Annotated in this window: 18 protein-coding genes; 9 read left to right on the forward strand and 9 right to left on the reverse strand. The window is 44.7% G+C overall.

Annotated elements, in window-relative coordinates; all coding sequences use genetic code 11:
• Nucleotides 1-5: 5 nt before the first annotated feature.
• Nucleotides 6-1,406: a phosphoglucosamine mutase gene (gene glmM, locus AC23N5_RS16200; RefSeq protein ID WP_487756377.1), complete on the reverse strand. Its 1,401-nt coding sequence runs from the start codon at nucleotides 1,404-1,406 to the stop codon at nucleotides 6-8.
• 139 nt (nucleotides 1,407-1,545) lie between these two features.
• On the opposite strand from glmM, the gene AC23N5_RS16205 reads away from it, so the two are divergent.
• From AC23N5_RS16205 to AC23N5_RS16225, 5 genes are all read left to right on the forward strand, one after another.
• Nucleotides 1,546-1,995: a hypothetical protein gene (locus AC23N5_RS16205; protein WP_487756378.1), complete on the forward strand. Its 450-nt coding sequence runs from the start codon at nucleotides 1,546-1,548 to the stop codon at nucleotides 1,993-1,995.
• A 59-nt stretch (nucleotides 1,996-2,054) separates the two neighbouring features.
• On the forward strand, nucleotides 2,055-3,653 hold the full coding sequence (locus AC23N5_RS16210) for a hypothetical protein (RefSeq protein WP_487756379.1): 1,599 nt from the start codon (nucleotides 2,055-2,057) through the stop codon (nucleotides 3,651-3,653).
• Nucleotides 3,650-5,524, forward strand: coding sequence for a CocE/NonD family hydrolase (locus AC23N5_RS16215; RefSeq protein ID WP_487756380.1), 1,875 nt, complete (start codon nucleotides 3,650-3,652; stop codon nucleotides 5,522-5,524). Before AC23N5_RS16210 ends, AC23N5_RS16215 begins: the two co-directional genes overlap by 4 nt.
• A gap of 136 nt (nucleotides 5,525-5,660) precedes the next feature.
• The gene (locus AC23N5_RS16220) at nucleotides 5,661-6,275 is read left to right on the forward strand and encodes an immunoglobulin domain-containing protein (protein ID WP_487756381.1); all 615 of its coding nucleotides are present in this window, start codon (nucleotides 5,661-5,663) and stop codon (nucleotides 6,273-6,275) included.
• Between the two features lie 39 nt (nucleotides 6,276-6,314).
• Complete coding sequence (locus tag AC23N5_RS16225) at nucleotides 6,315-7,286, forward strand: NADPH:quinone oxidoreductase family protein (RefSeq protein WP_183978912.1); 972 nt, start codon at nucleotides 6,315-6,317, stop codon at nucleotides 7,284-7,286.
• Nucleotides 7,287-7,314: 28 nt separating this feature from the next.
• Here AC23N5_RS16225 and AC23N5_RS16230 read toward each other — a convergent pair whose 3' ends face one another.
• Both AC23N5_RS16230 and AC23N5_RS16235 read right to left on the reverse strand, forming a co-directional pair.
• Nucleotides 7,315-8,409 (reverse strand): Gfo/Idh/MocA family protein, encoded by a 1,095-nt coding sequence (locus AC23N5_RS16230; protein ID WP_487756382.1) that lies wholly within the window; start codon nucleotides 8,407-8,409, stop codon nucleotides 7,315-7,317.
• A 116-nt stretch (nucleotides 8,410-8,525) separates the two neighbouring features.
• A complete protein-coding gene (locus AC23N5_RS16235; RefSeq protein WP_472489636.1) occupies nucleotides 8,526-9,794 on the reverse strand; it encodes an aminotransferase class I/II-fold pyridoxal phosphate-dependent enzyme in 1,269 nt (422 codons plus the stop codon).
• Nucleotides 9,795-10,061: 267 nt separating this feature from the next.
• Here AC23N5_RS16235 and AC23N5_RS16240 point away from each other — a divergent pair, with 267 nt between their 5' ends.
• Complete coding sequence (locus AC23N5_RS16240; protein WP_183978918.1) at nucleotides 10,062-10,403, forward strand: hypothetical protein; 342 nt, start codon at nucleotides 10,062-10,064, stop codon at nucleotides 10,401-10,403.
• A 34-nt stretch (nucleotides 10,404-10,437) separates the two neighbouring features.
• On the opposite strand, the gene AC23N5_RS16245 is transcribed toward AC23N5_RS16240, so the two are convergent.
• The 5 genes from AC23N5_RS16245 to AC23N5_RS16265 form a co-directional block, all read right to left on the reverse strand.
• Nucleotides 10,438-11,688, reverse strand: coding sequence for an O-antigen ligase family protein (locus AC23N5_RS16245; protein WP_487756383.1), 1,251 nt, complete (start codon nucleotides 11,686-11,688; stop codon nucleotides 10,438-10,440).
• Nucleotides 11,689-11,708: 20 nt separating this feature from the next.
• Complete coding sequence (locus AC23N5_RS16250) at nucleotides 11,709-12,845, reverse strand: glycosyltransferase family 4 protein (protein WP_487756384.1); 1,137 nt, start codon at nucleotides 12,843-12,845, stop codon at nucleotides 11,709-11,711.
• Nucleotides 12,842-13,609, reverse strand: a complete 768-nt coding sequence (locus AC23N5_RS16255) for a class I SAM-dependent methyltransferase (protein ID WP_487756385.1) — start codon at nucleotides 13,607-13,609, stop codon at nucleotides 12,842-12,844. The genes AC23N5_RS16250 and AC23N5_RS16255 overlap by 4 nt, the downstream gene beginning before the upstream one ends.
• Entirely contained in the window at nucleotides 13,606-14,649 is a 1,044-nt protein-coding gene (locus AC23N5_RS16260; protein WP_487756386.1) for a glycosyltransferase, read from the reverse strand. The genes AC23N5_RS16255 and AC23N5_RS16260 overlap by 4 nt, the downstream gene beginning before the upstream one ends.
• An 86-nt stretch (nucleotides 14,650-14,735) precedes the next feature.
• Nucleotides 14,736-16,913 carry a hypothetical protein gene (locus AC23N5_RS16265; protein ID WP_487756387.1) on the reverse strand — a complete coding sequence of 726 codons (2,178 nt, stop codon included), beginning with the start codon at nucleotides 16,911-16,913 and terminating at the stop codon, nucleotides 14,736-14,738.
• Between the two features lie 178 nt (nucleotides 16,914-17,091).
• Between AC23N5_RS16265 and AC23N5_RS16270 the strand changes: the two genes are divergently transcribed.
• Entirely contained in the window at nucleotides 17,092-18,384 is a 1,293-nt protein-coding gene (locus AC23N5_RS16270) for an acetylxylan esterase (RefSeq protein ID WP_183978928.1), read from the forward strand.
• Nucleotides 18,385-18,454: 70 nt separating this feature from the next.
• Here the strand turns inward: AC23N5_RS16270 and AC23N5_RS16275 are convergent, their stop codons facing one another.
• Nucleotides 18,455-21,568 (reverse strand): TonB-dependent receptor, encoded by a 3,114-nt coding sequence (locus AC23N5_RS16275; RefSeq protein ID WP_487756388.1) that lies wholly within the window; start codon nucleotides 21,566-21,568, stop codon nucleotides 18,455-18,457.
• Between the two features lie 150 nt (nucleotides 21,569-21,718).
• On the opposite strand from AC23N5_RS16275, the gene AC23N5_RS16280 reads away from it, so the two are divergent.
• Both AC23N5_RS16280 and AC23N5_RS16285 read left to right on the forward strand, forming a co-directional pair.
• Nucleotides 21,719-22,780 carry a DUF3089 domain-containing protein gene (locus AC23N5_RS16280; protein ID WP_487756389.1) on the forward strand — a complete coding sequence of 354 codons (1,062 nt, stop codon included), beginning with the start codon at nucleotides 21,719-21,721 and terminating at the stop codon, nucleotides 22,778-22,780.
• Nucleotides 22,781-22,831: 51 nt separating this feature from the next.
• Nucleotides 22,832-23,902, forward strand: coding sequence for a mannose-1-phosphate guanylyltransferase (locus AC23N5_RS16285; RefSeq protein ID WP_487756390.1), 1,071 nt, complete (start codon nucleotides 22,832-22,834; stop codon nucleotides 23,900-23,902).
• Nucleotides 23,903-23,905 lie beyond the last annotated feature (3 nt).

Below are 23,905 nucleotides of genomic sequence, written 5' to 3' on the forward strand. Positions count from 1 at the left end.
TCGATTTATAAATGATTGGAAATGACTTCCTTAATGTCATTGATGATTTTTTTGGCAAGATGGTTGGCCGTAGATTCCGTTTCTGATTCAGAATAAATCCGAATGATGGGCTCGGTGTTAGATTTACGCAAGTGAACCCACTCTTTGTCAAATTCAATCTTTACACCATCGATGGTATTAACGGGGTTTTTGGCGTATTTCTGACTAATTTTTTCAAGCACCTTGTCCACGTTGATGTCAGGTGTAAGCTCGATTTTATTTTTAGAAATAAAATAATTGGGGTAGGTACTTCTAAGAATAGAAATGGATTTTCCGAAGTTAGCCAAGTGGGTTAGGAACAACGCAATCCCAACAAGGGCATCGCGGCCGCTGTGTAAGGCAGGATAAATAATACCTCCGTTGCCTTCGCCACCGATGACGGCATTTTGCGCTTTCATCATTTCTACCACATTTACTTCCCCTACCGCCGCGGCAAAATACTGCGCTCCTGCTTTGAGGGTAATGTCGCGGAGTGCGCCCGTAGATGATAAGTTAGAAACCGTATTTCCGAGGGTATGTTTCAACACATAATCGGCCACAGCTACGAGGGTATATTCTTCGCCAAAAGGAGAACCATCTTCGCAAATCAAAGCCAAACGATCTACGTCGGGGTCCACAACGATACCAAGGTCATAGTGGCCGCGTTTGAGTTCGCTGCTGATTTCGATTAAATTTTCGGGAAGAGGCTCAGGATTGTGGGCAAAATTTCCCGTAGGCTCACAGTTGATGAGTTTGATGTTTTCCTTTTTTACGCCCAAAGCTTCCAACAACATCGGCACGGCAATTCCGCCCGTTGAGTTTACGGCATCGACCGCGATTTTGAAATCTTGCGCGGCAATGGCCTCTTTATCGACCAATGGCAGGTCAAGAATCAACTCAATGTGTTTCTGAAAATAAGTGTTGTCTGTTCGGTAGCTTCCTAATTTACGGACTTCGGCAAAATCAAAATCTTCACTTTCGGCCAAAGCGAGTACATCGGCCCCGTCTTGCCCCGAAATAAATTCACCTACACTGTTGAGGAGTTTGAGGGCATTCCATTGAATCGGATTGTGGCTTGCCGTAAGGATGATACCTCCTGCGGCATTTTCGAGCGGTACGGCAATTTCTACCGTGGGGGTGGTTGAAAGCCCTAAGTCGATTACTTCAAACCCAATGCCTTGAAGGGTAGAGGCTACAAGCTTAGAAACCATTTCGCCCGAAAGGCGTGCATCGCGACCAATCACAATGCGTAAGTTGTTGGGCTGAGAGCGTTTGAGCCAAGTTCCAAAAGCTGCTGAAAACTTTACAACATCAATAGGCGTAAGCGAATCTCCCGTCTTACCTCCAATCGTACCACGAATACCCGAGATTGATTTTATTAGAGCCACTTTATTTTATTTTTTTACTGTCGTATGATGGGGTCAAAAGTAGTAATTTTTGGTCATAAACAGGTGCTTCTTGCAAAATCCAACGACTTTTACGAAGTTCGCCCTTTAATCTGTTTAACACTCTAATTTTTACAAGATTATGCGTAAGTGGCTCTTTCTTGTGATTTTCTTCCTGATTTTAGGAGGAATTTTCTATTATGTTACATTTGGTTATTACAGCGACGGTACGCGCGTAGGCTCATTGGTGAAGTTGAGCCGCAAAGGATACGTTTTTAAAACTTACGAAGGTCAGTTGATGGTAGGAGGAATGTCGGATGGAACGGGGACATTTAATTCTACCACTTGGGATTTTTCAGTCGATGGAGACAACGAAGCGGTGGTAAACGCCCTAAACGAGTCACAACGGACAGGGCAGCGGGTATCGCTTCATTACGAAGAGAAGTTTTTTAAGCTTCCTTGGAATGGAGATACGGAGTATTTTGTCATTTCGGTGGAGTTAATTCCTGCCCCAAACGTTCCTCGACAGGTACTACCCGCACCGCAGCCTGAACTACAAGCGGCTCCCGCGGACACGACCAAAGCGATTTAATTTATTGACTAAAAAAAATACATTGTCGAGGCAGCAGCGCTTCGACAATTTTTTTCTATATGCGTTTACATTGGCTTGGAGTATTTATTGTGTTGCTTGCAGGGTGGGTACTGGTTCATGACATAACCGCCTGGAAGGATGTTGAATTTGGTGATGAAACGACCTATTTGGGCTCAGGTCTGACATTTTCGGTGCCATTTATTGGAGGAGTCCAATGGGGCCCGTTGTATGCTGCTTGGTATGCTTTCTGGCATTTGTTCATTCCCGATAGTCTCGATTTGTACTACGCCAATTGGGCTATTTTGAGCGTTTTGGCGGGTTTTGTCGTCTTTTTGTGGTTTCGCTCTCTGAAGGTATCCGTGGCAATGAGCGCATGGTTGGCGGTGCTGTTCTTATTTTCCAACCAAAACCTTCCGCTTAATCCTAAAATTTCTATCGCTCCCTTTTGCCTCATTTTGGGCGCACTTGCGCTGGTTCATTTCAACGCATGGCCTCAGTACGTGCGCTTTTTGGTGGTGGCATTCACAGGTTTGGTTTGCTCCTACATTCGCCCCGAATTTTACGTGTCGTTTCTTTGTGCGACGGTCATTGCGTTGGGCTGGTTGTGGAAAGAAGAGCCCAAAGATACAATTCGATGGGTGCCTTTGGGAAGTTTTGTGGTAGCTACTTTGGTGTTACACTTGCTTTTTGGTAATCCCTTGTTTGGAGCAGACGACAGCCGTAGCACAGTAGCGTTTCAGCAGCATTTTGTGGTAAATTACAGTGCATGGAATCATCAGCCTGAGCCGAGTACAATTGAATCGCAACTAAAGCTATTTCATAAAGTATTGGGAGATGATGTACAAACCTTTGCCGATGCGGTCAAAAAACAGCCTAAGTGGGCATTTAAACACGTTTTTACGAATATCACACACAGCCTAACGGCCAACGTAAAAAATGCGGTGGATACGTTTTACCAAACCCTTTTTCGGGGGTGGTATTCGCGCTGGCGAACGGCTTTCGTAGGTCTGATTGTCTTGATATTTGCGGGTTGTGTGGATTATCGTCGCACTTTTCAAAACTTTCAGAAAACCTCAGTCGATTTTTGGGGGTTTGTGGCCGTGCTGGTGTTGTTGTTGCCATCGCTCATTGCTACCGTGCTGATTTACCCGCGTACGCATTACTTGGTATTTCATTTGATTCTCATTTTCTGGTTGTTAGCCCAAGTAGTAAAACCGATTTCGTTGCGCAATTTTTCAATGTTTAACCAATCTTTACAAGGAACGGTGGCTTTGGGCGTCTTGCTTGTATTTGTGGGAATTCGGTATTTCTCGTATTCTCAACCTCTCCCCACTCCCATTGCTGACAACGTTCGTTTTATCAAAGCCATTCAGCCTACAGCGCGCTTACGCGTTCTTGAACGCGATTGGTATCGGGTTTTCCTTAAAGAGGAATCTGATTGGATTCACGTGGAAGAATACACTTCGGGTAATTTTACGGACTTTGTAAAAGCTAAAAACATCAATTTCATTTTGATGACCCAAGACATGCAAGCGTATTTTGCAAAAGATGCGGGTTTTCAGGCGTTTTTGCAAAGTCATGCTTCGTTAGGTTTTGAAAAACGTTTAACCAATTCAATAGGAGATTATTTACTCATCAAACAAACTCTCAAACCATGAAAAAGTGGATTCTTTTGTGCGTTGTGGCCTTGCAGCACACCGTTTATGCCCAAGTTGATTGGGTGAAAGAAAATTACACCAAAACCGAATACGACATTCCTGTGCGTGATGGGGTGAAACTGCACACCATCGTTTATGCGCCCAAAGACGCGTCTGCTTCCAATACCTACCCGTTTTTGATGCAACGGACGTGTTACAGCGTAGCACCGTACGGCGAAGGCAAATTCCCTGGCCAGCTAGGCCCCAATAAATTCTTGATGAAAGACAAGTACATCTTTGTTTATCAAGACGTTCGCGGACGCTATATGAGCGAAGGAAAGTGGACAAACATGACGCCGCAAATTCCTAATAAAACCCAGCCCACGCAGGTGGACGAATCGTCGGATACGTACGATACGATAGAATGGTTGGTGAAAAACGTTGCCAACAACAACGGTCGCGTTGGTCAATGGGGAATCAGTTATCCAGGGTTTTATACGGTAGCGGGCGCGTTGAGCCAACACCCAGCCCTCAAGGCTTCGTCACCCCAAGCGCCCGTTTCAGACTTTTATTTTGATGATTTTCACCACAATGGTGCTTTTACGCAAGGCTATTTCTTGACGTTTCCTGTGTTTGGGATTCAGCACGAAAAACCAACTACCTCCCATTGGTGGATGCCACAGATGATTCAGGAAAAAACCAAAGACGGCTATCAGTTTAACCTTGATTTGGGTTCCCTCAAACATTTTGACACGTATTACAAAGACAACTTCTTTTGGCAAGAACACAAAGACCACCCCAACTACGACGAGTTTTGGCAGAAACGCAGCATTATTCCGCATTTAAAAAATGTGAAACACGCCGTAATGACGGTGGGTGGCTGGTTTGATGCCGAAGATTTGTATGGGCCACTGACGGTGTATAAAACCCTAGAAAAAAACAACCCCTCGACCTACAACACGCTGGTGATGGGGCCTTTTGGCCACGGTCGTTGGTCGGCCGAAACGGGCCATACGCTGCACAGCAATGTGTATTTTGGAGATAGTGTTGCTACGTTTTATCAACGAGAAATTGAGAGTACGTTTTTTAAGCACTTCTTGAAAGGCGCGGGCGACGGAAAAACGGGTTTGCCCGATGCGTACTTGTTTAATACTGGCAAGAAACAATGGGAGAAATTTGAACGTTGGCCTGCCGCCGCTGCCGAAAAGAAAACCTTGTATTTCCACGCCAATGGTAAATTGTCGTTTGATGCGCCTTCCCAAGCCGCATCAAAGACAGCCTACGTCAGCGACCCGCTCAAGCCAGTGCCGTACATCGAAGACAATACCGAAACCATGGGCTTCACGCCGTTTAATTACATGTCGGAAGACCAGCGTTTTGCGGCGCGTCGTACGGATGTGCTGACGTTTCAGACCGAGCCACTTACCGAAGATGTAACCCTGGGAGGGGAAATAATGGCCAAACTCAAGATTAGCACAACAGGCTCGGATGCCGACTTTTTTGTAAAGCTCATTGATGTCTATCCTGGCGACGAACCTAATCATGCTTTTATGCCTAATAAGAACGTCATTTTAAGCAATTATCACCAGATGGTACGTAGCGAAATCATGCGTGCGCGCTTCCGAAATTCGTTTGAAAAACCCGAAGCTTTGGTACCCAATAAAGTGACCGACGTGAACTTCCGTTTGCAGGATGTACTGCATACTTTTAAGAAAGGACACCGTATTCAGATTCAAATTCAGAGTACCGCTTTTCCACTTTTTGACCGAAATCCTCAAAAATTTGTGCCTAATATTTACGTTGCAAACGACTCAGATTTTATCAAAGCAACGCACACCGTTTATCACCAAAAAGGCGCTTCAAGTGCGGTTGAAGTGCAAATTTTGCGTTAGAATTGGTATATTTCTATTGGGATATAAAAACAAACCAAATTTGTAATTCGCTGTTAATCAGTTAATTTTAATTTTATTTTTTTGGAGGGTATAATAGAAGCCATTAAATTTGTATTCTATTATACCCTACTCATAAGTGAATTTATTATGTCGAAGAAGCCCTTTGCTGGGCTTCCTTTTGATGATTGTATCCGTCACTCACACCTTTTCTCAAGGCAAAGTTAGTTTCAAAGTAACTGAAATAATATGCCCTAAAGTGTGCGAGGGAGAAAGCCGTTATCGAATTGTTTTCAGCTTGATAGACGCTGAAATCAATTCGAACAAAGGCCGTATTCAAAATGATACCATCGTGGACATTGACCCAAGTTTTGACTATAAAGTAGTGGTGACAATTCGGCCAAACGACACCACCGAGCTCGCCCGCCAAGAAGTAATTCCGCTCCCCATTTGCGACCCCATTTTACCCGACGCTCCCTTGGCAGTTAGTCAAAGTACCTGCGAAGGGCAGCCTATTCCTCCCCTAATTGCATTCCCAAAGGACAATGAAACCGTCGATTGGTATGATAAACCAACGGGTGGGACATTGTTGGCAAAAGGAATATTACAGTATATTCCGACTAACTCTGGTATGTATTATGCCGAAACCCGCCGCCTTGATTCTGGATGTAAAAGCCTAGGGCGAACACCTGCGCGTTTGGACATTCAAAGGACGATGTGCGTTCCGATAACCGTCAAAAAAGTAAGGCAGTAATTTTTTTTGCTTTTAGGGGAAAACAAACCTTCTTTCCTTATGAAAGCCCTTCTCTGCAAACAGTACGGAACCCCCGATAGCCTCCTCGTTGAAGACATAGCTCCACTGACTCCCAAGGCAGATGAGGTGATTATTACGGTCAAAGCCTGCGGGGTTAATTTTCCCGATACGCTTATTATTCAAGGAAAATACCAGTTCAAACCAGCGTTTCCTTTTTCGCCTGGGGGCGAGGTGGCAGGAGTGGTTAAAGAAGTAGGCGAAGGTGTAACGCACCTCAAAGCGGGCGATGATGTATTTGCCATGCCAGGCTGGGGCGGATTTGCGGAGGAACTGGCCGTTAAAGCCAACCGAGTGTTTCGGATGCCGCCTAAAATGGATTATAAAGTGGCTTCTTCGCTGATGTACACGTACGGAACGTCGTATCATGCCCTAAAAAACCGTGCGGAACTGAAAGCAGGTGAAACGCTGCTCGTACTTGGTGCGGCTGGTGGTGTGGGGTTGGCAGCGGTCAATTTGGGTAAAATCATGGGGGCAAAGGTAATTGCAGCGGCGTCGAGCGATGAAAAGTTGGAACTGTGCAAATCGTACGGTGCTGATGCCCTGATTAATTACTCAAAAGAAGACCTGCGCGAACGCCTAAAAGAAATAACGGGCGGTGGTGTGGACGTGATTTACGACCCTGTAGGGGATAAATATGCCGAACCTGCACTGCGCGCGATGAACTGGAAAGGACGGTATTTGGTGGTAGGTTTTGCCGCAGGACAAATACCGTCGATTCCGCTCAATCTGGCACTGCTGAAAGGTTGCGCTATTGTTGGCGTGTTTTGGGGAGCTTTTGCCGAACGAGAGCCTAAAGCCAATTTTCAGAACATTACGGAGTTGTTTCAATGGTACCAAACGGGCGAACTCAAACCCCATATTCAGAAAACATACTCGCTCGAAGAAGCCCCGCAAGCGTTGTACGACATGCTCGAACGCCGAGCGATGGGCAAATTAGTCGTTGTGCCGTAGTGTGTAGGGGTTGCTCACAACCCCTGTGTTATTTCAAAATAATACTCTTTCCTGTCTTAGCAGATTGTACCGCAGCATCCAAAATCTCAACTACCACTTGGTTGATTTCGAGCGAAGATAAATCTTTCTTGGGAGTGATTTCGCCTTTGATGACGGCCCCAAAGTAAGAAAACGGGTCGTTGTAAGGTGCCGAAAGTGGGGTAAGTGTTTGCAATTTTTCGGGGGCGTCGCGTTGCGCGCCATCTCCTTGCCGAACGCGCATTTGGAGGGTTTTGTCACAGATGACGTACCCTTTTTGTCCATAAATTTCGATGTCTTTGCGGTCAAAAGGCCAGTTCCACGAAGCCTGAATGACGGCTTGAGCGTGCGGATAGGTAAGAATAATGGTGGCCTCGTCATCGACTTTTGGGTAAACAGCAGGTTTGATTTGTTGGGTAATGGCCGTGACCGACAGCGGGCGTTCGCCTTGCATGAGCCACGTCATTAGGTTGGCACCGTAGCACCCAAAATCAATGATGGCTCCTCCCCCATTCATCACGGGGTCGGTGAGCCACGATAAAAAGTCTTCGGAACAACCAATTTCTCGGGGCCCTTTGTGCCCGTCGTGAACTACTACCTTCCGAATTTCGCCCAACGCATTTTGTTCTTTAATCATCCGATAGGCTTCTTGGTGGCTGGCGTACCAAGTTGTTTCAAAGTTGGTCAATAGCTGAATTTTATGTTTTTGGGCCAGCTTAACCATGGCTTCAGCGTGTTCACGATTCACGGCCAACGGTTTTTCAACCATCACATGAATGCCTTTGGGCGCGCAGATTTCGACCACTTGTTTGTGTTCATAAATGCTATTAAAAGCACAAACAGCTTCGGGTTGCGTGGCGGCAATCATGGCTTCGAGCGATGGATACCACAGTTTTTCTGACAATTTATAACGTTTCAAATAACGCATGGCCAAATCGCGATTAGGCTCGGCTACTCCCACGATTTCAACATCGCCTTTGTCGGGGCGACTCAGAATCTGATGGACGTGGTCGTGGGTAAAACCAGCGATGCCTAGCCGAAGCGGTTTGGCTTCTACCAATAAGCTACCAATGAGCAACAAGACAAAAACGGAGAGTGATTTCATAGGAGAAGGGTGTTTGTAGTAAAAGAAGGTTGATGTCAAAACTCCCCATTGTTGCCATAAAAAAAGCGAGTAACCTCCTAAAAGGCACTCGCTTTGGAATACAAAACCAAAATTATTTAGGCAACCACTTCGAGGCCAGCGCGATAGACGCCTGCGTCGAGTTTGGAGCGCATGTTGTCAAAAGCTTTTAAGGTACGATCTACGTCTTCAAGCGTGTGTGCCGCCGTTGGAATCAAACGCAAGATGATTTGTCCTTTTGGAATCACAGGATAAACGACGATAGAGCAGAAAATACCCATATTTTCGCGCAAATCACGCACCATGTTGGTCACTTCGGGAAGACCGCCTTGAAGACCCTGCATAAACACGGGCGTCACAGGAGAGGTTGTTTCGCCAATGTTAAACCCAAGGTCGCGGAGACCATTTTGAAGGGCATTGACAATCGTCCAGAGTTTTTCGCGAAGTTCGGGATGCGCTTTGATAAGCTCCAAACGCTTACGACCTGCTTCCACGTAAGGCATTGGCAGGGCTTTGGCGTAAGTTTGTGAGCGCATGTTGTATTTGAGGTACATGATGATGTCTGGATCATCAGCCGCGATGAAGCCACCGATGGCCGCCATTGATTTGGCAAAAGTCGAGAAGTACAAATCAACTTCTTTGGCTACGCCAAAAAGCTCGGCTACTCCGCCTCCGTTGGCACCCATGGTTCCAAAACCGTGCGCGTCGTCCACCAAAAGACGGAAATTATATTTTTTCTTCAATTCAACGACTTTGTCGAGGCTACCTACTTTTCCTGACATTCCGAAAACGCCTTCGGTAATGACAAGAACGCCACCGCCTTTTTCTTCGGCCAATTTGGTGGCGCGAATGAGGTTTTTCTCCAAGCTTGCCATGTCGTTGTGGTTAAACTTGTAGTACTGCCCCATTTTGGCTTTGTGCAAACGGATACCGTCAATCAAGCAAGCGTGCGCTTCGGCATCATAGACGATAACGTCGCGGTGGTCGCAAACACACTCAATGACCGACATCACTCCTTGGTAGCCGTAGTTGAGCAAGAAAGCTTCTTTTTTGCCAACAAACTCCGCCAATTCTTTTTCGAAAATCTCGTGTAAATCAGAGTTGCCCGACATCATACGGGCGCCCATTGGATATGCCAATCCCCATTTTTCTGCGCCTTCGGCATCGGCCTTACGAACTTCTGGATGGTTGGCCAAACCGAGGTAGTTATTCAAACTCCAGTTGAGGACGTCCATTCCACGAAATTTCATATGTGGACCGATTTCCCCTTCTAGCTTTGGAAATGAAAAATAGTGGTGGCTATTAAGGGCTTTTGCGGCCGCCCCGATAGGTCCCCAGTTACTACGTAGTTTCTCGAAAATATCCACTTAATTATGCTATTTTTAGAGTTAAATACAGCTTTTAAATAAATTTTGTACAAAAATAAAAATTCCTAACTCAATTTCAAAGAGTTAGGGGTGTTACTGATGCCAAGTGACTGCGTCTGAATGAAGAAACCAACTCGCAAAAATCCAATTTGTGAACGGTGTTTCGCTGAAAATTAATGTGATGAGCGGCGAACCAACCCGCTTGGTTTCTCTTAAATTTGTAGCAACTTACAATCACTTATTTTAAACCACATAATACGAGTAATCATGGAAGATCAATTGAAAAATGCAGCCGAACAAGCCAAAGCCAAAGCGCAAGAATTAGCTTCTGAGGCACAAGAAACATTTCAAGAATTGAAAGAAGAAATCACGGAGAAAATACAAAGCGTTGATGTAGAAGCCTTGAAAGCGCAAGCGACAGCAAAAGCGGAAGAAATGAAAGCTGAAGCCGAAGAAGCACTCGCCGAAGCCAAAGCCAAAGCGGAAGAGTTGGCTGCCGAAGCCCAAGAAAAATTTGAAGACCTCAAAGAAGAAGCGGGTGAAGCACTCGACAAAGCAACAGGGTTTATCAAAGGACTTTTTGGCGGAAGCGAAGAAGAGAAAAAATAGTCAACTGCTTTGCAGAAATACAGAAAAGGGAAGCCTAGGCTTCCCTTTTCTGTGTGTTATGGAGGCTCATCTCGTGCACGGGAATCTGCAATGAACGAACGTGAATGTAATAAAATAAGACGGTCATCCACGGAAAAAACAAAAACTGTCCTGCGTTTAGATTGGACTCAAAGTAAGGGATAATCATCAACGATGGCAGAAAAACAAAGTACGGACTATCGTAGCGTACATAGACCCAAAAGGCGTTGATGGCGTAAAAAATCAAGAAAAAAAGAAAGGAAAGGAGTCCGCCTGAAAATAAGATTTCGAGGTACGAATTGTGCGATGCTAGATCCGTGTGGACGTCGGCATATACTTCCAGTCCTGCTTTGAAATTATCAAATCCAAAACCTGTCAATAAAACGCCCGGGTCATTGGTAAATACTTCAAAAGCTTTTTGGGCCAACTGAAAACGAATTTCTCCGCGTTGGCGGCGTATTCCTGCGTATTTTGAACGCAAGTTGACGACCGAGTCGGGGCTCATCACAATGTAGTATGCAAAGGCTAATATACAAGTCAGAGCGGCCGCTTTGAGATAAATGGAGATTTTTCGGTTACGAGCTATCAGCACCGCTGAAGACAACGCCAAACCCGCGTAACTGCTTCGTGACCCCGTTAGTACAATTCCCCAAAGTGTCAGAAAGGCGATGAAAAAAAAGAGGTATTGCATCCATTTTTTCATGGGGCTGTTGGCGTAAAGATCAAAACTCGACACAATAAAAAGGGTGCAAGCCCAACCGATTACGTTGGCTTTATACACCCCGACGTATTGGCCATAGACATTGGTAGCTTGGAAAGCGACACCAGTGACGAGCATCATTGCGACGGGATAAAAATACGCTAAACTAAAAACTTGTAACAGCTTGATTTTGGCCTCGTCTTTGGAATAATGTTTGAAAAGATAGACGACGAAGAAATTGGTATAAATCAAGAATGGAATCCAAGCAGACAGCCGCTGAAAACTCCAAAAGACATCGACACTGAAGGGCAGAACGATTACATTGAGACCAATAAAACCATAAAGTGCCCAGTTTTTTTGCTGATTAAAGATGTATTTTATCTGGCCTTGGGCAAACAAAATACCAAGCAAAGAAACGATTACTAAACCCGTACGAATCAATTTGGCCGCTTGAAATGCTCCTCCCCTCAATCCATACCCGTAAATGACCAAGAAGGTATTGAGAAAATACATCACCAAGTGCCAATCCAAGAGCGCCCTGTTTCGAAAAATCCTTCGCCATTGCATAGTTTATCGTTCGGCGTCAATCAGTGTGCGTTGACTACCGACTCAAGCATTTGCACAAAGTTGCGTAACATTTCGTCTTTGGAAAACTTTTGGATGAATTTTCGCCCGTTTTCGGCTTTTTTTAGCCGCAATTGTGGGTTTTCAATACATTCAACCAAGGCGGTTGTCAAACTTTCTACATTGCCCGATTCGATTAGCCAACCGTTATTGCCGTTGTCAACTACCTCAGGAATGCCTCCAACGCGCGAACTTACGACCGAAATTCCGTGGGCAAGAGCTTCGATGTTGGCAACGCCAAATGCTTCGGTGTAGGACGGCACGCAAAAAATATCGTGGCTACGCAGGGCTTCATAGACGCGCGCCTGAGGCTGTGGGCCTTGATAGTCGAGTTGGACGTTGGAAATAGTCTCAAAAAACGAACGGACGTGGCTGGCAAACCAAGGTTCAGGGCCAATAACGGTCAACAAAAAAGAATACTGTGGGAGCTTTTTGAGTGCCGCCGCCACCAAAGGCAATTGTCCTACCAAGTAATCGGCTTTCACGAACAGTACTTTGATGGTACTCCCAAAAGTGCGTTGGGGATTGAACTCAATGCCATCGAGCGGAATGGTTTTATAGAGCTTCGTTACTTTCGGCGTGGGCAATTGGTACGTTTGGCGGATACGTTCTTGTAAAAACTCCGAGTTGGCAATGACGAGTTTATGTTTTTTGGCCGATAAACGCTCAAATTGCTGAAACATAAACCGTTTGAACCACAGCGATTTCCATGCAAAATTCCCCCAGTGGGCGAGCATGTTTTTTTCGTCGTTGATCATACCCACGGTGGGTTTGTCAGAAACCAAGCTCGCCCAAGTTCCATTGAAGGAATTGATATAAACCAACACGTCAAAATCAAATGACTTCTCCAACGCTTTGACGTGGCGATAATAGATAAACCATCGTAAAATTTGCCCAAGCGGCTTTAACAAACGCGGAATTCGGACGGGAACTTTGTGAACATAACGAAGCGACGCCAGCCGCTCGTCAGATACATCTTCGGTCAAAATCCGTAGCTCATGTTCAGGAAAACGCTCGTTGATTTCGAGAATACTATTCGCAAATCGGACGGGCCCGTTCGTTACATTTTCAAAAGCATTGGTACAAAATACAATCTTCATGCGGTTTTTCGAGCTATATATACCCGTTCTGTGGGCGAAATGCCATAGCGTTTGTAATCAATGGTTTGGATAAAAGTATCGTCCTCCACACTAAACCCTTGGGCGCGCAAGCGGTCGGCATAATCAGCGCCGTAATACCACCGTTGGTCGTGGCCGTGATACAGCTTTTGTTTTTCTTCTTTGGTCAATCGAGCATCCGAAAACGAGGTAGGAAAATCCTTGTTGATGGGGTCATGAAAAACGGCGTATCCATCGGGTTTAAGTACGCGCAGTACTTCGCGCATGGCTTTGGTGTCGTCGGGGACCATTACTAAAATTCCAATCGCAATTACTACGTTGAACGTATCATTGTCAAATTTAATGTCATCAATCGACATTACATGGTCGGGCTTTACGGTAATACTACTCGTAAAAGACGTCATGTAGTCAGCCGTGACGTAGTCGATGTACGGAGATGCTTTGATGCTGGGAATCAGGCAGATGTCTGGTGCAAAATGCAGCACTTTTTTTCGGGGAGCTGAGAAAAAACCAAGACGATCGCGGAGGGCTAAAAAAATGTAACGATGCCGCTCAAGCGACTTACAATTGGGGCAATAGGCATTTGTCCGATACCGAAAAGGCATAAAAGCCCGATAATGGCTCTGACAAATAGGGCATTCCACCTCATCCCCAAGCCGATAGGGAATACTCCGCCACTGCAATCGTAGCTGATTGAGCTGATAAATGAGGTTTTGCCGAAGCAGGGTTTTTAATTTTTCTTTCATAGGGTAACAAGTAAGGTCAGGTCGCGGTAATTGGTTGAATCAGCAATGGCAAAGTTTTGGTCGCCAATCGCTTGGAGGGGTAACTCGCGGGCGATTTGCAAACAATGGGGGAGTTGGGAGGATGTTTCAAACAGAAGTGTGGATTGGTGCGCCAACATCCGCGCGGTAGCGTCGGTTTTTAGCGTAACGATGGGTTTACGAAACGAGAGTGCCAAGTCGATCGAGCCAGAATGGTCGATGCGAATAAAGGGTAACACAACCACGTCGGCGGCGTTGAAAAATACTTGGACTTCGTCGTCTTGAATGAAACGGTGGTGGAGATGTATGGAGGAGTTGGCTTGGGCGGCCTTCTCAATAGGTTCAAAAAAAGTGGCGTCGTAACTTTTGCCCGCAATCAACAAACGGTCGTTGGGGCGAGCAATTTCAGAAAAAGCGTCGATTAAGTTGCTAACACCTTTGTAAGGTTTGATTTCGCCAAAAAACAAATATACAAAATCGTCGTCGTTAAGATTCAGACGTTTTCGACATTCGTTTTTAGAAAGGGTATTGGGATAATAAAAATGATACGGCAAATCCTGAATTACCTTTACGCGTTCGGGTTGGAGCGAAAAACGCTCCATGGCAGCTTGGCGAGTTTCTTCCGAATAAACCCTGATTTGGTGGCATTTCCTGAGAAAGAACCCATAAATACGGCGTTCCCAACGAAGCCACAGCCCAGCGTGGTTTTGTAGGTTGTGCAGTGTATGTACAAAACGAACGTTGAATAGGTAGCGTGCGGCCAAAATTTCGGCGACAAAAACGGACGATTTGAAGTACGTCCACAAGCGAGATTTACCAAGAATAAAACTATGTACCCAATCGTAGTAAATTACTGGGGGTCGATGCGCGAAAATAGCCCTTAGTGTACTTCCAATAGTATATTTTCCTCCAATAACCACGTCAAACCCTTCTTCTCGAAAATAACGAACTAGCTCGTACTGAAAGGGGTTTTCAGGGCCAGCATCGGGTAAAACGACGACTTTGAGTGGGTCAGAGGTCAAGAGAAACGCTAGATTAGGTCTTGTAGGGAACAAAAGTACAAAATGTGCATAGAAAAAGAGGTTAAAAGATACCTAAATACACGTAATCATTTTGTTTTGATACAAAGTATGCGTTCAAAATACTGATTATATTCCGTAACACCCCGAAGCAAGACATGGTATTTTGTAGGGGTGAGCTTCGTTGCAAAACGAATGGTGCTTGGAAATAAAATGCTAGGGTTCCAATAAATGGTAGGGGCAAAACCTGCGATTTTGGAAGACATTTGAGATAACGGACTAGGAGTATAGCCTACAACTGAAATTGTTGAAACCGTTTGATAATAATTGAATTGTTTGTTTCCATAAGGCCCCATACGGGTGGTAATCGCTAAAACAAAGTCTCGCCCAGGTACGGGAGGGCGTCCATTGTAAACCGTAATAGGTTTAGTAAATGACCTTACAACCTCAACCCGCTGAATGTTATAAACAGAAAGAGACATTAAACGATCTGCAATATCAGGAAATATGTGACCATCGATGACGACTACTATATTTCGTAAGGAACCACCACCAATGTCAGACGAAAGTGGTGCCGCTTGTACAGAAGTAAATCCTCTATTTCGGGGTACTCTTGTACGGGTAAAACGAGTGTCAGTTCGGGTAAGATAACTGAGTAATTGTAAGCCTGATGTAAGATTGGTTTGTGCGAGAAATTTATCGTCAATTTCCCAGGTTTGGTCAGCCAAATAATACTCACGTTCAATGTTCCTTTTGGCTTTCACCTTTACACTTGCCAGAGTGATACCATCTTGAAATTGTAGCGTAGTATCTCCAGAGTAAACAGTGTTGTTGCTACGCATAAGAGCTGGAAATGGAGCATCAAAAAAGGGTTTTAATGGAGGGATAACTCTAATAGCGGTTTTCTTTGGTCGGTCTTTACTGGAAATTTGCTGAATTACCCAATGGAGTGTGTCTTTCTCGTGGGTCATTCCTTCAATTTTAAAATATCCTATACTATCAGCAATTACACTGTAAGTTTGCTTTGTTGAAGGTTCGAGGAATAGCAAATTCGCAAAAGGCACAGGTTTTCCCTTCTCATTAAGTACTTGAGCCGTCACCCAAAGCCCGTTGCCTATGACTGGATTGGGAGAGGTATAACGAGGGTGAGTAATAAACCAAGTATCACTAGGTAACGATGCTGGAGTGGAAGAAGAAAAGTAGGCTTGCTGGGCACTATCAAGTACTGACACACTACCCCATCCTTGTAATTTTTTTCCTGTGGTATCGTTTAATGCGATGTTTAGAACTATCTCTTCTCCTGCCAAGTAGTTGCTTTTATCCTGTAAAACTGTAAGACCAGTGGGAGAATAACTTCCGAAAACCCAGCGTTCAGCGAGGAGTTGGTTTTGATTGCTAAAAACGACGAATCGCACCACACCTTCAGGAAATAGATTTTTTGGTATTTGGGTTATTACGACATTTTTTGATGTACTATCAATCATTGAGAAATGAAGAGAATCACCACTAAATCCTTCAAGCTTAAAAGTTCTATTGGAGGGAGGTAAGCGGTTGAAAACTCTAATTTTGAAAAAACTAGGATTGGATTGTCCATCAATCGTCAATACAATGCCCTCTGTTTGAGAACTAGGTAGAGGAAAACTCTGGTTCAAGAAGTCTTTCCAGTTAATGAGTGCTCTATAATTAATAGTAGGTTGAGGGCTTAAAATAAACTCTCCAAGGCCCATTTCATTTGTTTTGGTTTGAGTAATAACGTTGTTATGATTGTCGATGACTTGTACCGTAGATTTTATCCCATAGCCATCTAACGACTGTACTTTTAGAGCTATTTTCGAGGGGAGTCCTTCCACTAAACTCCCTCCTTCTGGGTAAAAAGAAACTTCTAGCGTACTGTCTAAAGGGGGGGCGAGAGTCATTGAAACGCCTCTTTGGGTAATCCAAACCAGAGTGGAATTGCATTCGCCTTCCCAAGTATAGGATTGTATTCGATAAGGCCCACGTAAAAGTGTATCAGAGAGGTAAATAGCTCCGTGAGTTTGACCATAGTAAATTGGACGTTTTTGAGTAGTTACAATTCTCTGGTCTGAATTTACTAATTCAACAATCAGGGTTGATAGGCTATCAGGTAAGTGTTTTGGAAGTTGAGCTGCATACCATATAGTATCTCCTTTTGCATAAGCTTGGCGGTCGGTTTGAAAGTGTATTTGTGCAAATAAATGGAATTGAGCAACTGTAGCAAGGACAACAAATAAGCTCCAACGTTTCATGGCTATTTGATGGTTAAAGTCTTCTTAGAGGAAGGATCGGCTAGTTCATTTATTTATTACAGATGAATGTTTTAAGAGCGGGTTTATACAGAAATGTGCATAGAAAAAGAGGTAGATTTTCTTTTATAAAAACGTTCTTTTTATATCTCAATTTATTTGTAAACTTAGTTTTTTCCGCATGAAAAAGACCATTTTTGTATCCTTTTACCTTCTGATGAGCTGGGTGGCGTTAGGCCAACCCGCCGAACGATTTTATAAAGTGGTGGTGGCTCCCGATCACTTCGACTGGACGTACAAAACGGGTGAAAACGTGAAGTTTACTATTTCTGTCCTCCAAAATGGAAATTTGGTAAAAAATGCCCGTATTCGCTACGAAGTTGGCCCCGAAAAAATGGAGCCGACAAAAAAAGAAACCCTGTCACTCCCAACAGGCTCGCTGACGGTAGAGGCTGGTACGATGAAAATGGCTGGTTTTCTGCGCTGTATCGCATTTGCGGAAATAGAAGGGAAAGAATACAAAGGGCTGGCAACGGCGGGCTTTGACCCACTGAGTATTCAGCCGACGGTAGATAATCCCTCGGATTTTGATACATTTTGGACTAACGCAAAAGCAGATTTGGCCAAAATTCCTTTGGATGCAAAAATGACGCTTTTGCCCGAACGCTGCACGGAAAAAGTAAATGTGTATCACGTAAATATTCAAAACTTCCGAATGGGTGCGCGCCTTTATGGGATTTTGTGCGTTCCCAAAAAAGAAGGAAAATATCCCGCCTTGCTTCACGTGCCAGGTGCGGGTGTGCGCCCGTACGGCGGAGATATTGCCAATGCCGAAAAAGGAATCATTACGTTACAAATAGGTATTCACGGCATTCCAGTGACGATGGAGCCTTCAGTTTATACCGATTTAGGGGCTGGGGCTTTTAATGGTTACTGGGCGTATAACATGGACGACCGCGACCGTTTTTATTACAAGCGGGTCTATTTAGGCTGCGTGCGTGCCAATGATTTCTTGACGAGCTTACCCCAATACGACGGTTCAAATTTGGCTGTGACGGGTGGAAGCCAAGGCGGGGCGTTGTCGATTGTAACGGCGGGGTTAGATAACCGTGTCAAGTGGTTAGGGGCGTTTTATCCAGCGTTGTCAGATGTGACGGGATACTTGAAAGGACGTGCGGGAGGGTGGCCGCATTATTTTGATAAAAACACGATTGCGTTTGGTAATAAACCCGACAAAATCGCGACGATTGGTTACTATGACGTCGTAAATTTTGCGCGGAGAGTCAAAGTGCCAGGGTATTACTCGTGGGGATTCAACGACGAAACCTGCCCGCCAACGTCGATGTACGCGTCCTACAACGTTATTTCGGCTTCCAAAGAGTTGTTTTTAGCCCTTGAAACAGGACACTGGACCTACCCCGAACAAAACGAACGGATGACGGGCTGGCTGGTGAATAAACTGACTGGGAAATAGAAAGTTATTGGTAACAAACAAAAGCGGCTTCGAGTTACCCCGAAGCCGCTTTTGTTTGTTAGAGAGAATATTACTTGTTAAGTAGCTCGTCGAAAGTCAATGAAACGTAGTACATCGAGCCGATAGAAGGGCTACCATAGGCTTGGATGTATGGCTTCCCACCGATGTTGGTACCACCCACTTTCAAAAGAGATTTGAAGCTAGCTAGTTTGTAGCTTACTTGAGCATCTAAGTTAGTAAAAGAAGGAACGTCCGTATTAGAGAACAAAGGTACTCCTGTGGTTGTAGGAACGACAAAGCTTGATTGCCAGACGAATCCTTGTTGATGCTTGAGGGCAATGTTAAATCCAAATTTCTCACCACTACCCGCACGCTTGCCGAAATTGACGTTAAAGCGGTTTTGAGGCGTATTGAATCCAGAGTAAGGAAGCTCAGGAGTGGCAGTAAAGTCTTTCAACACGTTATTGGCAAAGTTTCCTCCCATAAAATAGCCTTTTGAAAGCGAGTAGTTAAGTGCGATCGAAAAGCCAGTTACAACGATGTCTTTGTCGCTGTTGGCTGGGCGAGAGAAACCTGCACGGGTGCTGCCACTAGCTAGCCCCGAGGCAATTGGTAAGCCAGGAGCCGCCGCCGCAGTTGGTACTACGACTGTTACTCCCCCAATAAAGTTTTGGTAAACGCTATAATAATACGAAGCATCTACCATCAATTTTTTATTAATGAGACCCTTGTAACCAATTTCAAACGATTTTACACGCTCTGGACGAAGCGCCTTTGCTTGATATTTAGGTAAAGTTGCTAGAGCAAAAGCAGGAGCTACTTGCGTAGTTACGGCAGTTACTTGTTTTACTACCTCGTTTTGGACGTTGGTTGCAATTGTTTGTTTAATTGCATCAGTAGCCATTTGAGCAGCTACCCCTGCCTGAACTGCTGCTGCTGCATTAGCTGCGGGAATCTGGCCAGCTTGAACAGCTGCTGTCACTTGAGCCTGAACAGCCGCTGTCACTTGAGCTTGAACAACAGTCGTCACACCCGCTTGAATCGCGGCAAGTTGAGCTGTAACCGCTGCGGTAGCATAGGCTTTGGCTTGGTCAATAATGGCTTGGGTAACGTATTTGGTTGGGTTTATTGAGAAATCAACCAGCGTTTCGCGAAGTACACCAGAACTTAGGTTATAGCGTTTGTCAAACTCTGGCAAGCCTCCGATGAGGGTTCCTCCAGGTGTTTGTAGGTCGATGTACTGGTTTTGAGTAGTTGGAATACGGAAACCTGTTTGGTAAGAAAGGCGAATGTTTTGATCCCCAAAAGTTGTTACGGCCGACAAGCGAGGCGAGAACTGGCCTTCAAAGTTTTGGTTTTTATCGTAACGAAGCGAGGCACTTAACTTGAGGTGGTCACCAAAAAGTTTTTTACCAGCTTGTACAAAAGCACCATATTCGTTGATAGGGATGGTTCCATCACGGCCATCTTTAAGGTCAGCGAAAAGTGTTCCTTGAGAGCGGAGTTGATACATGCGGTAGTTGGCCCCTACTAACAAATCAATAAATTTGAGTTGATTTTTGAAATTGTAAACGCCTTCAAGGTGATACATATTGGTTTTTTCCAAGAAACCTCCCCCACCTTGAACGATTGACATATTTCTGTATTTGTCCAAAAGCGTATTGTATTCAGCAGTTCCAGCGGCAGGTAATCCTTTATCGGCCGTTTGGCGTGCCAAAATGTGAGCTTGTTCTTCGGCCATCCCAGCACCACGTGCCGTAGCAAAGGCGCCTACGTATTCACCAAACCAGTTGGCATGAGGTTTTACTCCGTTAAGCATAGCTACCGCAGCCAAACCAGCTGTGTAAGAATCTCCAGAACGCTCTTGCGTAGTGTAGCCTTTCAAGGTAAAATTGTCCCCACGGAGCTCTAGTTTAGCTTGCGTCAAGTTAAAATTACGAAGCGAGTATTTCCCAGTCCCTGTGTAAAGCGTCGTTCCAAAACCATAATTTACTTGACCAACTGCTTCTACTTTTTCAGAGATACGGTAGTGAAGTGCACCATTAAACTTGAAGCTTTTTACGTTGTTATCTACCAGGGTATTTTCCAAAAGACCCGTACGACTCACGTTCGCATTGGGAATTAACGCTAACGCGGTAGAAGGTAACAATTTGGCGGCAATAAGCGAGTTGGCAACGGTTTGCATGTTGGCTTGCACTTCGTCGCCGTAGGTGTTGGTTCCGTCGTAGTCTGTTTTTGTACCAGCACCTCTGAGTGGGTCAGCATTCCCTCCTAGGTTTAAATTGTCGTAGTTGGTTGATTGCCAGTCTTTGGCTTGGATGTAGCTAAGGTTGACCTTAAAAGCTACTTTGTTATTGAATGCTTTGGCATAACGGATAGAAACGTCACCAAACGGAGAAGACGCTTGTGTACGATTGCTTGCCGACATTACTCCTGTTTTTACGGCTGCGCTCAAACCTTGGTACAAAAACGGGCTTTTGCTATTCATCAAAATTAAACCATTGAGAGCGTTAGGGCCGTAAAGTGCCGAAGCTGCTCCTGGAAGTATTTCTACGCTTTCTACATCAAGCTCTGGCATCCCCACGATGTTGTCGATTGGGAAGTTAAGACCAGGTGCAGAGTTATCCATCCCGTCAATCATCTGAACTGTACGTGGGTTTCCTGTAGAACCAAATCCACGCATGTTAATAGATTTAAAGAGCAAACTTTGCGTCGCCATGTCAACGCCTTTCATGGTGGCTAACCCATCATAAAATGACGGCGAAGCATTATCTCGAATGCCCCGAATGTCCATTTTTTCAACTGTCACAGGAGACTGCATTACGCTTTCTTCCACCCGCGATGCCGATACCACCACTTCTTGGCCTAGCATTACTTGCTCTTTGAGCGAAACTTTGATGTCGGAGCGGTTGCCAGTAACTTCTATTTCTTGGCTTTCGTATCCTACTGAGGACACGACCAAAGCAAAAGGTGTAGGAGTGCTTGTTGTAAGAGAAAAATTGCCTTTGGAGTCGGTGATGGTACCAATTACTTTTCCTTTTACCTGAATACTTACTCCCACTAAGCCTTCACGCGTATTTGCATCGGTGATATTTCCCGATAATTTGGTTTGTGCCAGCAACGTACCTGCACTGACTAACCATGCCGTTAAATAAAACACGGCATTACGTAGTGATTTACTCATAGGTTTTTAATTGGTTTTAGATTGCTCTTGTGATAATTTTACTGCGTAATATTCGCTCTTTTAAAGATAATTTACAATTTATACCATGTATATTCATATTATAAAACTATTATGCACGCATAATTATTTGAAAAATACAAAATGGACTTTTTGAAAAAACGCTTATTTTGGACAATTGCGGGAATAATTGGTATAAATCCCGCCGTAGAAGCACAGGTTATTTTGCGAAATTCGTACAGTGTTGGAACGGCTCCTAAAGCGCCAGATTATTCGCTTACAACGAGCTGGGCAGCACTGCCTACCCAAAAAGATGCCGCCGACAATTTGCCACTAAAATCGCAAGGATTAGCAGACGGACAAGCTGAGGCCAAAGCGGATGTCTTCTTTATTCACCCCACTATTTATACTCAAAAACCTGCAGAGGGAGCTTTTGAATGGAATGCGGATATCAACGATGCGGCCCTGAATAAGAAGGTGGATGAGTCCACAATCCTGAACCAAGCTTCGGTTTTTAATGGTTCGTGTCGGGTCTATGCGCCGCGTTATCGGCAAGCGCATTATTACTCTTTTGTTACCCCAAACCAAGAAGATAGACAGCAAGCACTTGATTTGGCCTACGCGGATGTCAAAAAAGCGTTTGAATATTATTTGGCACAATACCAAGATGGACGCCCTATTGTCATTGCTTCGCACAGCCAAGGCACGTTACACGCAAAACGCCTGCTCAAAGAGTTTTTTGACGGAAAACCACTCCAACAAAAGCTCGTTTTTGCGTATCTCGTAGGTGACATTGCAGGGCCACCTGCGCAGCCCAACGAGTTTGAATTTATTAAACCTGCGCGCTCTGCCGAAGAAGTAGGTGGTTTTGCGTCTTGGCATACGTATTTACGCGACTATTTCCCCGAAAAATACCAAACGTACCATTTTTCGACGGCTGTTTGTACCAACCCTCTTACTTGGCGACTAGACGAAACATATGCCCCTAAAAGTCTAAATAAAGGAGGCGTTGGGTTACGGTTTACATTCCTGCCTCAGCTGGCCGATGCCCAAGTCCACCAAGGGCTTTTGTGGATACATAAGCCTTACGTCAAGGGGCGGTTTTTGTTACGCACCAAGGTTTGGCACAGCGCCGATATGAATCTTTTTTGGCAGAGCATCCGAGAAAACGTAGCTTTGCGTATAGAAAATTATTGGAAGAATGCGGGGAAGTAACGCGCTAACGACTTCAATTACACCTATTCATCTTATTTTGACTTTAGATTAATGAATCAACATACATACGTCATCATCATGGCAGGAGGTGTCGGAACACGTTTCTGGCCTTTTAGCCGCAACAACAACCCAAAACAGTTTCATGATGTACTAGGAACGGGAAAAACATTACTTCAGCAAACAGCAAGCCGCTTTGAGGGCGTTTGTCCCGATGAAAATATCTACATCGTTACGAGTACTGAATATTATCAATTGGTCAAAACACAGTTGCCGTTTTTGAGTGATGACCAAATCCTGCTTGAACCCAACCGCCGCAACACCGCGCCGTGCATTGCGTATGCGTGTTACAAAATCGCGGCCAAAGACCCGCAAGCAACGGTGGTTGTCGCTCCTGCTGATCACATTATCCTGAAAGAAGAAGTATTCAAAGAAAAAGTCAGATTGGCCCTCGACGTGGCATCCCAAAGTGAGGTACTGATTACGCTGGGTATTCAACCTACGCGCCCCGACACAGGCTATGGCTACATTCAGTATTTGCCTTCGGAGGGGTTGGTGAAAAAAGTGAAGACATTTACCGAAAAACCGCAACTAGAAATCGCCGTTAAGTTTTTGGAAAGTGGTGATTTTGTCTGGAATGCAGGGATTTTTATTTGGGGTGTGCGTTCGATTATCAAGGCATTTGAAGCGCACTTGCCTGAGGTAGCGGAGGTGTTTGCCGAAGGGAAAAGCGATTATTATACCGACGCTGAAAAAGGGTTTATTGAAAAAGCGTACATGCTTTGCAAAAATATTTCCATTGACTTTGGTATCATGGAAAAAGCAGAAAATGTATTTGTTGTTTTGAGCGATTTGGGCTGGTCCGATTTGGGAACTTGGAAGTCGATGTACGATATTTCGACCAAAGATGAAGAACGAAACGCGGCAGACGGTAAACTGATGCTTTACGATACTAAAAATTGCATCATTAAAACGCCGAAAGATAAGCTAGTGGTGGTGCAGGGATTAGAAGGGTACATTGTCGCAGAAAACGACGGGGTACTTATGATTTGTAAAATCGACGAAGAACAGCGCGTGCGGGATTTTGTAGCCGATGCCAAAGCGCTTGGAAATCAATATATCTAGTAA

The sequence above is a fragment of the Runella sp. R5_40 genome (assembly GCF_057652295.1).

What these genes read in the sequence shown, in the direction of transcription:
- AC23N5_RS16265 (WP_487756387.1), bottom strand. Translation starts at nt 16,913, where the DNA reads ATGAAACGTTGGAGCTTATTTGTTGTCCTTGCTACAGTTGCTCAATTC.
- AC23N5_RS16215 (WP_487756380.1), top strand. Translation starts at nt 3,650, where the DNA reads ATGAAAAAGTGGATTCTTTTGTGCGTTGTGGCCTTGCAGCACACCGTT.
- AC23N5_RS16245 (WP_487756383.1), bottom strand. Translation starts at nt 11,688, where the DNA reads ATGCAATGGCGAAGGATTTTTCGAAACAGGGCGCTCTTGGATTGGCAC.
- AC23N5_RS16210 (WP_487756379.1), top strand. Translation starts at nt 2,055, where the DNA reads ATGCGTTTACATTGGCTTGGAGTATTTATTGTGTTGCTTGCAGGGTGG.
- AC23N5_RS16285 (WP_487756390.1), top strand. Translation starts at nt 22,832, where the DNA reads ATGAATCAACATACATACGTCATCATCATGGCAGGAGGTGTCGGAACA.
- AC23N5_RS16255 (WP_487756385.1), bottom strand. Translation starts at nt 13,609, where the DNA reads ATGAAAGAAAAATTAAAAACCCTGCTTCGGCAAAACCTCATTTATCAG.
- AC23N5_RS16240 (WP_183978918.1), top strand. Translation starts at nt 10,062, where the DNA reads ATGGAAGATCAATTGAAAAATGCAGCCGAACAAGCCAAAGCCAAAGCG.
- AC23N5_RS16205 (WP_487756378.1), top strand. Translation starts at nt 1,546, where the DNA reads ATGCGTAAGTGGCTCTTTCTTGTGATTTTCTTCCTGATTTTAGGAGGA.
- AC23N5_RS16230 (WP_487756382.1), bottom strand. Translation starts at nt 8,409, where the DNA reads ATGAAATCACTCTCCGTTTTTGTCTTGTTGCTCATTGGTAGCTTATTG.
- AC23N5_RS16225 (WP_183978912.1), top strand. Translation starts at nt 6,315, where the DNA reads ATGAAAGCCCTTCTCTGCAAACAGTACGGAACCCCCGATAGCCTCCTC.
- AC23N5_RS16275 (WP_487756388.1), bottom strand. Translation starts at nt 21,568, where the DNA reads ATGAGTAAATCACTACGTAATGCCGTGTTTTATTTAACGGCATGGTTA.
- AC23N5_RS16270 (WP_183978928.1), top strand. Translation starts at nt 17,092, where the DNA reads ATGAAAAAGACCATTTTTGTATCCTTTTACCTTCTGATGAGCTGGGTG.
- AC23N5_RS16250 (WP_487756384.1), bottom strand. Translation starts at nt 12,845, where the DNA reads ATGAAGATTGTATTTTGTACCAATGCTTTTGAAAATGTAACGAACGGG.